General features: G+C 40.5%; 19 protein-coding genes. All 19 read left to right on the top strand.

Annotation, left to right across the window (positions count from 1 at the left end; genetic code table 11):
• Positions 1 to 36 precede the first annotated feature (36 nt).
• Positions 37 to 882, top strand: coding sequence for a DegV family protein (locus tag MOF34_RS05770; protein ID WP_268399074.1), 846 nt, complete (start codon positions 37 to 39; stop codon positions 880 to 882).
• A 106-nt stretch (positions 883 to 988) separates the two neighbouring features.
• Entirely contained in the window at positions 989 to 2,380 is a 1,392-nt protein-coding gene (comFA, locus tag MOF34_RS05765) for an ATP-dependent helicase ComFA (protein WP_268399177.1), read from the top strand.
• Positions 2,381 to 2,439: 59 nt separating this feature from the next.
• Positions 2,440 to 2,736: a late competence development ComFB family protein gene (locus MOF34_RS05760; RefSeq protein ID WP_019715886.1), complete on the top strand. Its 297-nt coding sequence runs from the start codon at positions 2,440 to 2,442 to the stop codon at positions 2,734 to 2,736.
• Positions 2,700 to 3,422, top strand: a complete 723-nt coding sequence (locus MOF34_RS05755; RefSeq protein WP_268399072.1) for a ComF family protein — start codon at positions 2,700 to 2,702, stop codon at positions 3,420 to 3,422. The genes MOF34_RS05760 and MOF34_RS05755 overlap by 37 nt, the downstream gene beginning before the upstream one ends.
• A 72-nt stretch (positions 3,423 to 3,494) precedes the next feature.
• Positions 3,495 to 3,914: a TIGR03826 family flagellar region protein gene (locus MOF34_RS05750; protein WP_019715884.1), complete on the top strand. Its 420-nt coding sequence runs from the start codon at positions 3,495 to 3,497 to the stop codon at positions 3,912 to 3,914.
• An 80-nt stretch (positions 3,915 to 3,994) separates the two neighbouring features.
• Positions 3,995 to 4,261, top strand: coding sequence for a flagellar biosynthesis anti-sigma factor FlgM (flgM, locus tag MOF34_RS05745; protein WP_019715883.1), 267 nt, complete (start codon positions 3,995 to 3,997; stop codon positions 4,259 to 4,261).
• A gap of 14 nt (positions 4,262 to 4,275) precedes the next feature.
• Positions 4,276 to 4,758: a flagellar protein FlgN gene (gene flgN / locus MOF34_RS05740; protein WP_268399070.1), complete on the top strand. Its 483-nt coding sequence runs from the start codon at positions 4,276 to 4,278 to the stop codon at positions 4,756 to 4,758.
• A gap of 19 nt (positions 4,759 to 4,777) precedes the next feature.
• The gene (gene flgK / locus MOF34_RS05735) at positions 4,778 to 6,301 is read left to right on the top strand and encodes a flagellar hook-associated protein FlgK (RefSeq protein WP_019715881.1); all 1,524 of its coding nucleotides are present in this window, start codon (positions 4,778 to 4,780) and stop codon (positions 6,299 to 6,301) included.
• A gap of 10 nt (positions 6,302 to 6,311) precedes the next feature.
• On the top strand, positions 6,312 to 7,208 hold the full coding sequence (gene flgL / locus MOF34_RS05730; RefSeq protein WP_268399067.1) for a flagellar hook-associated protein FlgL: 897 nt from the start codon (positions 6,312 to 6,314) through the stop codon (positions 7,206 to 7,208).
• A 46-nt stretch (positions 7,209 to 7,254) separates the two neighbouring features.
• Positions 7,255 to 7,830 carry a DUF6470 family protein gene (locus MOF34_RS05725; protein ID WP_268399065.1) on the top strand — a complete coding sequence of 192 codons (576 nt, stop codon included), beginning with the start codon at positions 7,255 to 7,257 and terminating at the stop codon, positions 7,828 to 7,830.
• A 20-nt stretch (positions 7,831 to 7,850) separates the two neighbouring features.
• Positions 7,851 to 8,282, top strand: a complete 432-nt coding sequence (fliW, locus tag MOF34_RS05720) for a flagellar assembly protein FliW (protein WP_019715878.1) — start codon at positions 7,851 to 7,853, stop codon at positions 8,280 to 8,282.
• Positions 8,276 to 8,500: a carbon storage regulator CsrA gene (gene csrA, locus MOF34_RS05715; protein WP_019715877.1), complete on the top strand. Its 225-nt coding sequence runs from the start codon at positions 8,276 to 8,278 to the stop codon at positions 8,498 to 8,500. Before fliW ends, csrA begins: the two co-directional genes overlap by 7 nt.
• Before the next feature lie 144 nt (positions 8,501 to 8,644).
• Positions 8,645 to 9,472 carry a flagellin Hag gene (hag, locus tag MOF34_RS05710; RefSeq protein WP_019715876.1) on the top strand — a complete coding sequence of 276 codons (828 nt, stop codon included), beginning with the start codon at positions 8,645 to 8,647 and terminating at the stop codon, positions 9,470 to 9,472.
• A 226-nt stretch (positions 9,473 to 9,698) separates the two neighbouring features.
• Positions 9,699 to 10,028 (top strand): flagellar protein FlaG, encoded by a 330-nt coding sequence (gene flaG, locus MOF34_RS05705; protein WP_019715875.1) that lies wholly within the window; start codon positions 9,699 to 9,701, stop codon positions 10,026 to 10,028.
• A 17-nt stretch (positions 10,029 to 10,045) separates the two neighbouring features.
• Positions 10,046 to 11,542 carry a flagellar hook-associated protein 2 gene (locus tag MOF34_RS05700; protein WP_268399063.1) on the top strand — a complete coding sequence of 499 codons (1,497 nt, stop codon included), beginning with the start codon at positions 10,046 to 10,048 and terminating at the stop codon, positions 11,540 to 11,542.
• Positions 11,543 to 11,563: 21 nt separating this feature from the next.
• On the top strand, positions 11,564 to 11,965 hold the full coding sequence (fliS, locus tag MOF34_RS05695; protein WP_268399061.1) for a flagellar export chaperone FliS: 402 nt from the start codon (positions 11,564 to 11,566) through the stop codon (positions 11,963 to 11,965).
• On the top strand, positions 11,962 to 12,303 hold the full coding sequence (locus tag MOF34_RS05690) for a flagellar protein FliT (protein ID WP_268399059.1): 342 nt from the start codon (positions 11,962 to 11,964) through the stop codon (positions 12,301 to 12,303). The genes fliS and MOF34_RS05690 overlap by 4 nt, the downstream gene beginning before the upstream one ends.
• Before the next feature lie 9 nt (positions 12,304 to 12,312).
• Positions 12,313 to 12,690: a hypothetical protein gene (locus tag MOF34_RS05685; RefSeq protein ID WP_268399058.1), complete on the top strand. Its 378-nt coding sequence runs from the start codon at positions 12,313 to 12,315 to the stop codon at positions 12,688 to 12,690.
• Positions 12,691 to 12,880: 190 nt separating this feature from the next.
• Complete coding sequence (gene hpf, locus MOF34_RS05680; RefSeq protein WP_019715870.1) at positions 12,881 to 13,450, top strand: ribosome hibernation promotion factor; 570 nt, start codon at positions 12,881 to 12,883, stop codon at positions 13,448 to 13,450.
• The last annotated feature ends 28 nt before the right edge of the window (positions 13,451 to 13,478 follow it).

The following is a 13,478-nucleotide window of genomic DNA, read 5'->3' as shown; positions in this document are numbered from 1 at the left end:
ATAGAGTAATAAAGCAATAAGGCAGGTATCGAATCTATGAATATTGCAGTCGTAACAGACAGCACAGCGTATATTCCGAAAGAAATGCGTGAACAACATCAAATACATATGATCCCTCTCCAGGTTGTTTTAGGGGAAGAAACTTGTCGTGAAGAAATTGAACTGGACTGGAAAAGCTTTTACGATGAAGTAAAAAAACATACCGAGCTTCCAACGACTTCTCAGCCGTCAATCGGCGAGCTGGTTGATTTGTATGAAGAGCTTGGAAAGTCTTATGATGCGGTCATCAGTATCCATCTTTCCAGCGAGATCAGCGGAACGTTCAGCAGTGCAGCAACAGCTGACACAATGGTCGACAATATTAAAGTGTATCCATTTGACTCAGAGATCAGCTGTTTGGCTCAAGGCTTTTATGCTCTAAAAGCTGCTGAATTAATCAGAAATGGAGCATCATCGCCGGAAGATATCATAAAAGAACTGGAAGAAATGAAAAAAACAGTTCGGGCGTATTTTATGGTAGATGATTTAGCCCATCTTCAGCGGGGCGGACGATTAAGCAGCGCCCAAGCCTTTATTGGGAGTCTACTAAAGGTAAAGCCTATTCTTCATTTTGACAATAAGGTAATTGTGCCTTTTGAGAAGATTCGAACACGAAAAAAAGCTATTTCGCGAATTTATGAGCTTTTAGACGAAGATGCGAGTAAAGGATTGCCTATGCGTGCTGCTGTTATCCACGCTAATCGAGAAGAAGAAGCAGCGAAAATCATTGAAGAGCTTTCTGTAAAATATCCCCACGTTGAATTTTATAACAGTTATTTTGGCGCGGTAATCGGCACTCATTTGGGTGAGGGTGCGCTAGGAATTTGCTGGTGTTTTAAATAACGTAAAATCTCCGTTTTAGCACGGAGATTTTTTTATATTTATATTTTGATTGCTGGACAGAAAATATTCACTAAGGCATACTGTCTCGAAAGGAGGCGGTGCTATGCTGATCGTGCCAGCTGAAAAGAACATTTCTTTTTCAAAAGAATTGCAGCAGACGCTTCAAAGCCGTCATTTGCTCAGAACCGAACTCCCATTTTCCGATGAGTTGATTGAATGGCATATCAAGAATGGATATATTGCAGCTCAAAACTCTATATCTATAAACAAACGGGGGTATAAGTGTAATAGGTGCGGCCAAAATGATCAGCGGTATTTTTCTTTTTATCTCTCATCTGGAAAGAATCAGCTGTATTGCCGTTCCTGTGTCATGATGGGCAGAGTGAGTGAGGATGTTCTTTTATATTCGTGGATAGGGAAGGATGAACCAAGCTGGCAACAAGTAAAGCTGACATGGGATGGCAAGCTCTCAAGCGGTCAGCAAAAAGCTGCCAATGTCTTAATTGATGCAATAGCTAAAAAAGAAGAGCTCCTCATTTGGGCAGTTTGCGGCGCTGGCAAAACAGAGATGTTATTCCCCGGTATAGAATCTGCATTAAATCAAGGGTTGCGTGTATGTATTGCGACACCCCGCACCGATGTGGTATTAGAGCTTGCTCCTAGACTTAAGGCTGCCTTTCAGTGTGCTGACATTTCAGCACTTTACGGAGGAAGTGATGACAAAGGGTGCTTATCTCCGCTTATGATTTCCACCACACATCAGCTTTTGAGGTATAAAGAAGCATTCGATGTTATGATCATTGACGAAGTTGATGCTTTTCCGTATTCTGCTGATCAAACTCTTCAATTCGCTGTTCAAAAAGCTAGAAAGAAAAGCAGCACCCTTGTTTATGTAAGTGCAACACCTCCTAAAGAATTAAAAAGAAAAACACTGAACGGACAGTTACATTCAGTACGCATTCCAACTCGACACCACAGGAAACCTTTGCCTGAACCGCGCTTTCTATGGTGCGGAAACTGGAAAAAGAAATTATACCGAAATAAAATCCCGCTAGCGGTAAAAAGATGGATAGAGTTTCATGTGAAAGAAGGGAGGCCTGTTTTTTTGTTTGTTCCCTCCGTTTCTGTTCTGGAAAAGGCAGGTGCATGCTTTAAAGATGTTAATTGCCGAGCAGCGGCAGTGCATGCGGAAGATAAACAAAGAAAAGAGAAAGTACAGCAATTTAGAGACGGTCAGCTTGATCTCTTAATCACCACAACAATATTAGAAAGAGGCGTCACGATTCCCAAAGTGCAAACAGGTGTATTAGGGGCGGAATCGCCTATCTTTACGGAAAGTGCACTTGTTCAAATCGCAGGAAGAACCGGACGGCATAAAGAGCATGCAGACGGTGATGTCATTTTCTTTCACTACGGAAAAACAAAGAGTATGCTGGATGCAAAAAAGCATATAAAAGAAATGAATGCCTTGGCAGCAAAAAATGAATGTACAGACTAGCCATTACTTGAAAACGTGGTACAGTATACTCATATAACTGACGATGAGGAGCTGTAAAAATGCTTGTCAATTCAAAAGAAATCGTAATGAAAGAACTGCTCGACCGATATATGGATCAGCTTCATATGACCTGCACTTGCCAAGTATGCAAAAACGATGTATTGGCACTTTCTTTAAATAAAGTAAGACCATCTTACGTCACTGATCTTAAAAAGATCGCATATACAAAAGCTGAGCTGGTAGATAAACAAAAAAACACGGCTATGCTTGTCATTTTGGCTGAATCTGCTGCTGTGGTATCAGAGAGTCCAAGCGATTTATGCCAAATGAAGCAGGAGGGGGCATTTATAAACTGATTTGTCTATTATGTGATTCGCCATTTTATCAAGCTATTACATGGAGAGCTCTTTTTTTATTAAAGCCTGAAGAAAAGGTCTGCCATACCTGCAGAAGCAAATTAAAGAAAATCACAGGACATATCTGCACCCTATGCGGAAGACCTCAATCCGTTCATGCGGTATGCAGAGATTGTGAGGCGTGGAAATCAAGAGTCCGTGACAGCTTGCTGCTGCGCCAAAACCGTTCAGTTTACACATATAATGATGTGATGAAAGAAACGCTCTCCCGTTTTAAATTTAGAGGAGATGCAGAAATCATAAATGCTTTTAAAAGTGATTTTTCTTCAACCTTTTCAGAGGTTTACCCCGATAAGCATTTTGTTCTTGTTCCTATTCCGCTGAGTAAGGAACGGGAAGAAGAGCGAGGATTTAACCAGGCACAGCTCCTGGCGGAATGTTTAGACCGGCCTATCCACCATCCCCTCATCCGCCTGAATAATGAGAAACAGTCTAAGAAAAAGAAAACAGAACGCCTGCTTTCAGCGCGTATTTTTGATACAGAAAACAACTCAGCCGAAGGTATGAATATCATTTTAATAGACGATCTTTATACAACAGGCGCCACTTTGCATTTTGCAGCCCGCTGTTTATTAGAGAAAGGAAAAGCCGCTTCAGTGGCATCTTTTACCTTAATCAGAAGCTAAATGATTCTGTTTTTATGCCGATATAATCACTAGAAATTAACACAGGCATATTATTGAATAAGGAGAAAAAAGATGGGAGAACTGGCGAATTGCCCGAAATGCAATGCTTTATTCTTAAAAACAAAGCTGCAAACCGTATGTCAGACATGTATTAAGGAAGAAGAAAAATCATTTGAGATTGTATATAAGTTTTTAAGGAAACAGGAAAACCGGCTATCGACATTAAGCCGGATAACCGAGGAAACAGGTGTAGAAGAAGAGCTGATATTGAAATTCATTAGGCAAAAACGCATTCAAATCACTCATCTCCCTAATTTGGCATACCCTTGTGAAAGGTGTGGGACATTGATTCGGGAAGGCAAATTCTGCAAGGCTTGCCAGTCCGATATAAAGGCTCAAATGGATCATTTGAACCACGAGGATGCCCTGAAAATCGAGAAGGAAAATAGTAAAAAAGACACATACTATGCCTATAATACCAAAAACAGCTGATTCCCTAAACTAACGGAAAACGCAGTCGATAAAAGGGTTAAGATTGTTTAAAGACTGCAACGGAAAGCGAGAGGAATCCTATGAAAATCAATCAATTTGGAACACAATCCGTTAATCCATACCAAAAAAGTTATGAAAAGCAAACGGTGCAAAAAACAGCTGCACAGCCTCAAGATAAAATTGAAATTTCGACACAGGCTAAGGAATTGCAAAATACATCCGACGCAGTCACTGGTTCACGCCAGGAAAAAATTGAGCAGCTTAAAGCGCAAATTGAAAATGGGTCATACAAAGTAGACGCAAATCATATAGCAAAAAATATGATTAATTTTTATAAAAAGCAATAAAAAGGAGAAAGCCCATGTCAGCAAAGCCAATTATTGAACTAATGAAGCGACTTTGCGTTCTGCATGAGCACCTGCTCACGCTTTCTGAGGAAAAGACGGAAGCGCTCAAAGCCGGCAAAACAAAAGAGCTTTCTAACATTTTGACAAAAGAGCAAAAATATATTCAGGCAATCGGCCAAACAGAAGATGACCGGATCAAAGCAACCTCCGTCTTTCTGGGATACAGCGAAAATAACACCATTTCCGCATGTATTGCCAAAACCTCAGGCGGTGAAAAGGAAGAGCTGGAACAACTATATGATTCTCTTTCAAACGTTCTCGGACGATTGAAAGAAGTGAATGAGATGAATAGGCAGCTCACGAGAGACGCACTGCAATTCATCTCTATTTCATACGATATGCTGGTTCCTAAGGACAACAACTTCAATTACAGCAAATCAATTAAAGCTGAGCTTCCGAAGAGCAGCCGAATGAAATTATTTGATTCAAAAGCTTAGCAGAAAGGAATTCACGAATATGACATCTACCTTTATGGGGCTTGAAACTGCAAGGCGGGCGTTAAGCGCTCAGCAAGCAGCGTTAAGCACTACAGCAAATAACGTGGCAAATGCCAATACTGATGGTTATACAAGACAGCGAGTCTCATTAGAGGCAACTGACTATTTCCCTGCTGTATCAAAAAACGCAGAAAAAACAGCGGGACAAATGGGAACAGGTGTTCAAGGGAAGTCAGTTGAGAGAATAAGAGATATCTTTCTTGACTACCAATACCGTCTTCAAAACAACAGTGCCGGATACTATGACACGAAAGCCAAAGCACTGTCCCAAATGGAAGGTGTTTTAAATGAGACGGTTGACAGCGGCTTGAACAGTGTGCTCAATTCGTTTTGGAATTCCCTGCAGGAATTATCGAATAATACAAATGAAGACAGTGCGCGTTCTGTTGTTGCTCGAAAAGGACAAGCTGTAGCTGAAACGTTTAATTATATTTCTGAATCACTTGCAAATGTTCAATCGAACTTAAAAGCAGAGCTGAATACAACTGTGTTAGATGTTAATTCTCTGCTTTCTCAATTAAACAGTTTAAATAAGCAAATTGCACAAGTAGAACCGGTCGGGCTTCTTCCGAATGGTTTATATGACCAGCGAGATTTGCTGATAGATAAATTATCCTCAATGGTTGATATCAAAGTCAGCTACAACAAATCAGGCGGGAACGCACTTGCTTCTGCTGAAGGAACTGTATCAATTGAAATCCTTGATAACAATAAACAGTCGCTGGGAACTGTTTTGGACGGTAAAAATTACGAGGTTTCAGAACTTGCAGCCAACTATGATAATGATACTGGGTTAGTATCAAGTATTTCAATCGGAGATACAGCTGTACAGGTGGAGTCATTCAGCAGTAAGGGATCCCTTTTAGGATTTGTAGAGTCTTACGGGTATGTAACAGCAGACGGCGAAGAAAAGGGCATATACCCGGAAATGCTTTCTGATCTTGACAATATGGCACTTGAATTCGCAAAAGCTTTCAATGAAGTGCACAGAAATGGTTTGACGAAGAGCGGTGAACAAGGCGGGGACTTTTTTGATTTTACTGGCGGTGACACTGAGCCTGCAAAGGGAGCGGCGGGCAAAATTAAAGTTGCTGACAGCATAATAGATTCAAAAGGGGCAAACATTGCTTTCTCGCTGACTGGTGCAGCCAACGATAATGCAAATGCTACAAATTTAGCGAATGTTGTAACCGGTAAAATAACCATTAATGGTAAAGAAACTAGTGTGTTAGATTATTATGCGGGTCTGATTGGCGAGCTGGGGATCAAAGCTCAAGAGGCGAATCGTTTGGCGTCTAATACAGAAACACAGCTAAATGATGCTGACATAAACCGTCAGCAAATGAGCGCAGTTTCTTTAGACGAAGAAATGACGAATATGATTCAATTTCAACACGCATACAATGCTGCTGCGAGAATGGTGACGTTACAAGACGAAATACTTGATAAAGTGATCAATGGCATGGGTGTTGGAGGAAGGTAGGTAGAGTCAAATGAGAGTAACACAAGGGATGATTCAGCAAAACTCACTGAGATATATCGGTTCAAGCTACTCGAAGCTGGATAAACTTCAATCGCAGATTTCGTCAGGGAAAAAAATCACAAAGGCTTCCGACGATCCTGTAGTAGCGATGAAAAGCTTAAAGTATAATACTCAACTGTCTCAAGTCCAGCAATATCAAAGTAATGCTTCTCAGGCCTTTAACTGGCTCGAAAACACAGAAACGAACATAACTGAAGGAATTGATATCCTATCAAAGGTTAGAGAATTAGCTGTCCAAGCTCAAAATGACACAAACGGCGAAGCGGAGCGGCAAGCAATTGGCGTAGAAGTGAAGCAGTTAAAGGAGCAGCTTTTAAATATTGCGAATACACAAGTGAACGGCAGATATATCTTTAATGGCACAAACTCAGACAAGCCTCCGGTTACAGATAACGGAGACGGAACTTATACAATCTCTGATACTGCTGATGTCATAGTCAATGTATCTAATAATATGACATTAAAAGTGAACTCAGATCCAAAGTCAGCTTTTGGGGGCACTTCTGAAAGCGGACAGAATGTATTTGAAATGCTTGATTCATTTGAAAAAGCACTTAGTTCAGGTTCAATCGATGACATGGACAGCGTTTTAAATGATATTGATCAATTCTCTGAAGGCATGAGTGCTGAACGCTCAGATCTTGGGGCAAGATATAATCGTCTTGAACTGGTTAATACAAGACTTTCAGCTCAAGAAGAAACAGCTACAAAAGTGTTGTCAGACAATGAAGATGTAGAACTGGAAAAAGTAATAACAGAGTTTATTGCGCAGCAGAGCGTGCATAGAGCTGCTTTGGCTGTAAATGCGCAAATTGTCCAGCCTACATTAATTGACTTTTTAAAGTAAGCGGCTCTCAGGAGTTCGCTTTTTTTATAGTTCAGGAGGGATAATGATGCAAATTCCCAGATTGATTATGCACAGTGTTCAAGGGAAAATTGGTTTAATAACGACGCCAGCCAGTTTAAAAATGGAGCAGCCGCAAGCCGATCTTGAGATCGAACAGCCAAGTGCAGACATGGAAATATCGGTGACACCTGGAAAACTCACGATTGACCAAACGCAAGCATGGGAAGAATTAGACAGAAAACATATATTTAAACGGATTGAAGAAGCCGCTCAACAAGGACATGAGGATGTAATGGAGGGAATAGCACGCACTGCAGAAGAGGGTGACGAGCTTATGAGAATAGAAAATAAGGGGAATCCAATCGCTTCACAGGCAAAGAGGAACTCTGAGATGCATCAAATTCAATTAGGCGAAAATTATGCCCCTTCTCTTTCAAGGGTGAAAATACAATATACCCCATCACAGCTTGATATCCAGATTACGCCGCAGAAGCCTGTTATTCACGCTGAACCGAATAAGCCAATAGTTGAATATACGCCGGGAAATGTTAAGGTTGACATGCTCCAATACCCTGATTTAAATATAGATGTAGAATACCCGAAAGAATCACCTGAAAAGTAAAAAGAAAAGGATCGTGAACAATGATCATTCAAACTAAGTACCATGGCCAAATGAATATAAAAGAAGAACAAATCATTCTTTTTGAAAACGGGATTCCAGGCTTTTTAGATGAAAAACAGTTCGTCATTCTTCCGCTTTCGGAAGACTCTCCCTTTGTGGCGCTGCAGTCCGTCACTTCAGAAAATCTAGCGTTCATCGTTGTAAGTCCGTTTATCTTTTTTAAGAATTATGAATTTGACCTTGATGAATCGACTGCTGAACTATTGGATATCGATAATATTGAAGACGTAGAAGTCATGACAATATTGACCATGGCAGAGCCATTCGAAAAATCGACTGCCAATTTATTGGCTCCCATTATTGTGAATCGCAAAAACATGATGGCTAAGCAAGTCGTTTTACACGACTCCTCATATACGACAAAGCATCCGATTGGAGGAGAATCATGCTAGTTTTATCGCGGAAAATGAACGAAGCGATTCAAATAGGTGCTGACATTGAAGTGAAAGTCATTGCGGTTGAGGGTGACCAAGTGAAAATTGGAATCGACGCCCCAAAGCATATTGATATTCACAGGAAAGAAATCTACTTGACTATTCAAGAAGAAAATAACCGTGCGGCAGCGTTATCCGGCGATGTGATCTCCGCATTATCCTCACAAAAAAAGTGAGGATTTTTTTATTTTTGTATAAACAAAATCACAGACAATCCGATATTAATGATGTAGCCGGGAGGAGACGCGAATGCTCCGCCAGTTACAAAAAAATGAGGCACAAGGACGTGCCTGAAAACATATTCAGGGAGGAACAAAACAATGAGAATTAACCACAATATTGCAGCGCTTAACACACTGAACCGTTTGTCTTCAAACAACGGTGCGAGCCAAAAGAACATGGAGAAACTTTCTTCAGGTCTTCGTATTAACCGTGCGGGAGATGACGCAGCGGGTCTTGCGATCTCTGAAAAAATGAGAGGACAAATCAGAGGTCTTGAAATGGCTTCTAAAAACTCTCAAGACGGAATCTCTCTTATCCAAACCGCTGAGGGTGCATTGACTGAAACTCATGCGATCCTTCAACGTATGCGTGAACTTACTGTTCAAGCTGGTAACACTGGGACACAGCAACAAGAAGATCTTGGTGCAATTAAAGATGAAATGGATGCGCTTATCGAGGAAATTGATGGAATTTCAAACCGTACTGAATTTAACGGTAAAAAGTTGCTAGACGGATCTAATTCTACGGATGGTTTTACATTCCAAATTGGTGCGAATGCTGGACAACAACTAAATGTTAAAATTGACAGCATGTCAGCAACTGCCCTAGGAGTAAACACTCTTGATGTAACAGATTTCGCTACTACTTCTTTTGATGATCAACTTAAAAGTATTGATACTGCCATCAATACTGTATCAACTCAACGCGCTAAATTAGGTGCGGTACAAAACCGTCTTGAGCATACAATTAACAACTTAGGCGCTTCTGGTGAAAACCTGACAGCTGCTGAGTCTCGTATCCGTGACGTTGACATGGCTAAAGAGATGAGCGAGTTCACTAAGAACAACATTCTTTCTCAAGCTTCTCAAGCGATGCTTGCACAAGCGAACCAACAGCCGCAAAACGTACTTCAATTGTTACGTTAATTTTGAAAAAGACCTTGGCGTTTGCCGGGGTCTTTTATTTTATATTGATAACTCCGAATCATTCCCCTTGCTGTCTCTAACTCATGATATAATAACCGAATTCTCCACTACCTATTTATAAATGTATTATCATACAAAAACGAGTGAGTTTTTTTCCAAAAATATGTGTAATCTTATCTCGATTCAGTCGATATAAACGATAGATTGGGACATAGGGGATGATCAATTGAATATTGAAAGGCTCACTACGTTACAACCTGTTTGGGATCGTTATGATACTCAAATACATAATCAGAAAGATCATGAGAGTGAGGTTCCTGTGCACCAAGTTTCATATACCAATCTTGCTGAAATGGTAGGGGAAATGAACAAGCTTTTGGAACCTTCGCAAGTTCACCTGAAGTTTGAGCTTCATGAAAAGTTAAATGAATACTATGTAAAGGTAATAGAGGACTCTACAAATGAAGTGATCCGCGAAATTCCGCCGAAACGGTGGCTTGATTTTTATGCGGCAATGACTGAATTTCTTGGGTTATTTGTTGATGAAAAAAAGTAGATTAGGAGTGGTTTGAAATGGTCACGAGAATAACGGGGCTGGCGTCAGGAATGGATATAGATGATATCGTATCAAAGCTAATGCAGACAGAAAGAGCGCCGCTTGACAGGCTGACGCAAAAAAAACAGACTCTTGAATGGCAGCGTGACAGCTATCGTGAAGTAAATTCAAAAATAAAAGAACTTCAAGATTATATGTCTAAAAATACATTGACATATCCGAGTACGTATCAGAGCAAAACTGTGACAAGCTCAAATGAGTCTGTGTTAACTGCTACAGGAAGCGCAAGTGCGCCAAACTCTTCTTCTACTGTTGAAGTAGCGAGCTTGGCAACCGCAGCAACGTATAAGTCAAATAATTATACGGGATACACACAAGGCGATTATAATTTGGCATTCAACGTCGTTGCGCCTGGCGAGACAACAGCAAAAACAGTAAACATCAGTGTCACCAGCGCCGATACAATTGATAATGTGATTTCTAAAATTAATAGCTCAGATCTGGGCGTATCAGCATTTAAAGATAAAATTTGGAACGGTTCAGAGTATGTAGAAACGATTGCGTTTTCTTCTAAGGCAACAGGTGCAGGAGGCAGCATACAGGCAGCAAACTCTGCTACAGCCGACTTTATGTCCGGCCAGCTCGGTTTTTCTTTAGACGCTGATAATAAGCTCACGGCTTACAAAGAAGGAACAAATGCAATAGTCACAATTAATGGCTTTGAAATGGAAAAGCTGACAAACAACTTTACGGTTAATGGCGTTACCTACTCGATCAAAAATACAACTGCAGCAACAGGCCCTGTTACGACAACTGTTTCAACTGATGTTGACGGGATTTATAACCAAATTAAAGAGTTTGTAGATAAATACAATGAATTGGTAGACAGCCTGAATGAAAAGCTTAAGGAAGAAAAATACCGAGACTATACTCCGTTGACGAGTGAGCAAAAAGAAGCAATGTCCGATAAAGAGGTAGAACTCTGGGAAGAGAAGGCAAAAAGCGGATTGCTGAGAAATGATACCAGCATAAGCACAGGTATAAACCAAATGAGGACTGATTTTTATTCTCAAGTAAATGCGGATGGCAAAACCTATCAATTAACTGAATTCGGCATTACAACATCAAGTGCTTACCAGTTGCGGGGACATTTAGAGATTAATGAAGATAAACTGAAAGCAAAAATACAAGAAGATCCGCAAAGTGTTGCCGCTTTATTTACAAGCGGAACGAACAGCAGCGATTATAGTGATAAAGGGATTATGAAACGCATCGGTGACACACTGAAAAGTACAGTGAAAAGCATTGAAGCAAAAGCCGGCAACTCGACAATGGGAACCAATGACTACTCAATCGGCAAAAATCTAAATACGATCAGCACGGATATCACCAAAATGCAGGACCGATTGAATACCATAGAAAACCGCTATTATACAAAATTCAGTGCAATGGATTCTGCGATTCAAAAAATGAACGAACAAGCGTCCTATTTATCACAGCTACTTGTACAATAAATGTAATTTGGAGGATGACACATGGCGATCCAAAATCCTTATACAGCCTATCAGCAAAATTCAGTGAATACCGCTACACCCGGTGAACTGACGCTTATGCTGTATAATGGCTGTTTGAAATTTATAAGACTTGCCTCTCAGGCCATCGAGAATGATGAGATGGAACGTAAAAATGAAAATCTGATTAAGGCGCAAAATATCATTCAGGAATTAAATTTTACGCTTAACCGTAATATAGAGCTTTCCGCTTCCATGGGTGCGATGTACGATTATATGTATCGAAGATTGGTACAGGCAAATATTAAAAATGATACGAGTATGCTGGCTGAGGTTGAAGGCTATGTAATAGATTTTCGCGATGCTTGGAAACAGGCCATTCAAAGTGAACGGAAGGACCGGCACGGATCAGGCGGGATCGTATGACAAACATAGATCAACTATACACTGAGACGGAGAGTATGCTGTCACACATACAAAATACACCGGAAAGCGATGAACTTTTAAGGCAAATTGAAGACTTTGTGGCCAAACGGTCTGACCTTATTCAGGAGATATCTCTGCCGCTTTCTGAAGAAGAGCGAAAGCAGATAAAGCTTTTGCTGACAAGGGATCAGCTGATTGTGAAGGAAATGGAAAGACTGAAGCAGTCAATCGCAGCAGAACTTCAGCAGGTAAAAAAGAAACGAGTGATGCACACGACGTATCTAAATCCTTATAACAACCTTACGATTGACGGCACATATTATGACAAGCGTAAATAGGTGAGTGCCTTGAAGAGCATTGGAGATTATACGCTTTTATCAGCTTATTATCATCTTCTTTTTACCATTGAGGAAGGGCTGTGTTATTTGATAGAAGCTGAACAGAATTTATCAAAAACAGAAGGGGATCGGATCTACCAGGATCTGATCCAAGCCTTTTTTTATTTGGATTCCACTCATTCAACACTCCTGTTTGTGATGAACACGCGGTGTGCTGAAATATGTATTAAAGCATTTGACGAAATTTTTGCGGAGTTTGATCAATTGGTATCTTTCTCTTTTCCCTCTCATGAGTTCTGTGAGTTTTTAAAAGAACATTTTCTGATTCATTATAGAAAATGGATGCTGTCCATTCATCAATGTATGGCGCCCTTTGTAATCAATTAGGCCAGGGCGAGGTATTTTTTTCTTACATCCAGCATATACATATACCTCCGAACCGCCAATACACCAGGAAAGACAAACATAATTCGACAAAGTTCACTGAGCTTTCACAAAAGATTTACGTTTCAGCAGGTATTGTAAAGGGTAAAAGAGAAATAGATACATATCCTTAATAAAAGGGAGGCGTTCTTTGATGAACTATAACATCAGAGGAGAAAATATTGAAGTGACATCCGCGTTAAAGGATCATGTCGAGAAGAAGATCGGCAAGCTGGAGCGGTATTTTGACCATAGCGTGAATGCCGATGTGAACGTCAACTTGAAGTTTTACAATGACAAGGAGTCTAAAGTTGAGGTTACAATTCCGATGACAGATCTTGCGCTTCGGTCCGAGGTGCATAACGAGGATATGTACAACGCAATTGATCTCGCCACAAACAAGCTGGAACGTCAAATCCGTAAGCATAAAACAAAAGTAAACCGCAAATTCCGTGAACAGGGTCTTCCGAAATCTTCATTGGCAAACGGTCTCGGATCGGATACAGATATTGCGGTTCAAGACGACATAGAAGAAGATGAAAGCTTAGAAATCGTCCGTCAGAAGCGCTTTAATTTAAAGCCGATGGATAATGAAGAAGCGATCTTGCAAATGAATATGCTTGGCCATAACTTCTTTGTTTTCACAAATGCGGAAACTAACCTTACAAACGTCGTATACCGCAGAAATGACGGGAAATATGGCCTGATAGAACCGACTGAATAATGAAGAGCAACCTTCCGTGATTTTCGCG

Source organism: Bacillus sp. T17B1, assembly GCF_026796395.1.
In the GTDB taxonomy this organism is placed as follows: Bacteria; Bacillota; Bacilli; order Bacillales; family Bacillaceae; genus Bacillus; species Bacillus spizizenii_A.
The sequence above is the reverse complement of the archived record's forward strand: the minus strand, read 5'-3'. Positions and strand labels throughout refer to the sequence as shown.

Excerpts from the sequence above, each read along its gene's own strand:
- MOF34_RS05770 (WP_268399074.1), top strand. The coding sequence starts at position 37 with ATGAATATTGCAGTCGTAACAGACAGCACAGCGTATATTCCGAAAGAA.
- MOF34_RS05760 (WP_019715886.1), top strand. The coding sequence starts at position 2,440 with ATGCTTGTCAATTCAAAAGAAATCGTAATGAAAGAACTGCTCGACCGA.
- MOF34_RS05755 (WP_268399072.1), top strand. The coding sequence starts at position 2,700 with ATGCCAAATGAAGCAGGAGGGGGCATTTATAAACTGATTTGTCTATTA.
- MOF34_RS05750 (WP_019715884.1), top strand. The coding sequence starts at position 3,495 with ATGGGAGAACTGGCGAATTGCCCGAAATGCAATGCTTTATTCTTAAAA.
- flgM (WP_019715883.1), top strand. The coding sequence starts at position 3,995 with ATGAAAATCAATCAATTTGGAACACAATCCGTTAATCCATACCAAAAA.
- flgN (WP_268399070.1), top strand. The coding sequence starts at position 4,276 with ATGTCAGCAAAGCCAATTATTGAACTAATGAAGCGACTTTGCGTTCTG.
- flgK (WP_019715881.1), top strand. The coding sequence starts at position 4,778 with ATGACATCTACCTTTATGGGGCTTGAAACTGCAAGGCGGGCGTTAAGC.
- flgL (WP_268399067.1), top strand. The coding sequence starts at position 6,312 with ATGAGAGTAACACAAGGGATGATTCAGCAAAACTCACTGAGATATATC.
- MOF34_RS05725 (WP_268399065.1), top strand. The coding sequence starts at position 7,255 with ATGCAAATTCCCAGATTGATTATGCACAGTGTTCAAGGGAAAATTGGT.
- fliW (WP_019715878.1), top strand. The coding sequence starts at position 7,851 with ATGATCATTCAAACTAAGTACCATGGCCAAATGAATATAAAAGAAGAA.
- csrA (WP_019715877.1), top strand. The coding sequence starts at position 8,276 with ATGCTAGTTTTATCGCGGAAAATGAACGAAGCGATTCAAATAGGTGCT.
- hag (WP_019715876.1), top strand. The coding sequence starts at position 8,645 with ATGAGAATTAACCACAATATTGCAGCGCTTAACACACTGAACCGTTTG.
- MOF34_RS05700 (WP_268399063.1), top strand. The coding sequence starts at position 10,046 with ATGGTCACGAGAATAACGGGGCTGGCGTCAGGAATGGATATAGATGAT.
- fliS (WP_268399061.1), top strand. The coding sequence starts at position 11,564 with ATGGCGATCCAAAATCCTTATACAGCCTATCAGCAAAATTCAGTGAAT.
- MOF34_RS05690 (WP_268399059.1), top strand. The coding sequence starts at position 11,962 with ATGACAAACATAGATCAACTATACACTGAGACGGAGAGTATGCTGTCA.
- hpf (WP_019715870.1), top strand. The coding sequence starts at position 12,881 with ATGAACTATAACATCAGAGGAGAAAATATTGAAGTGACATCCGCGTTA.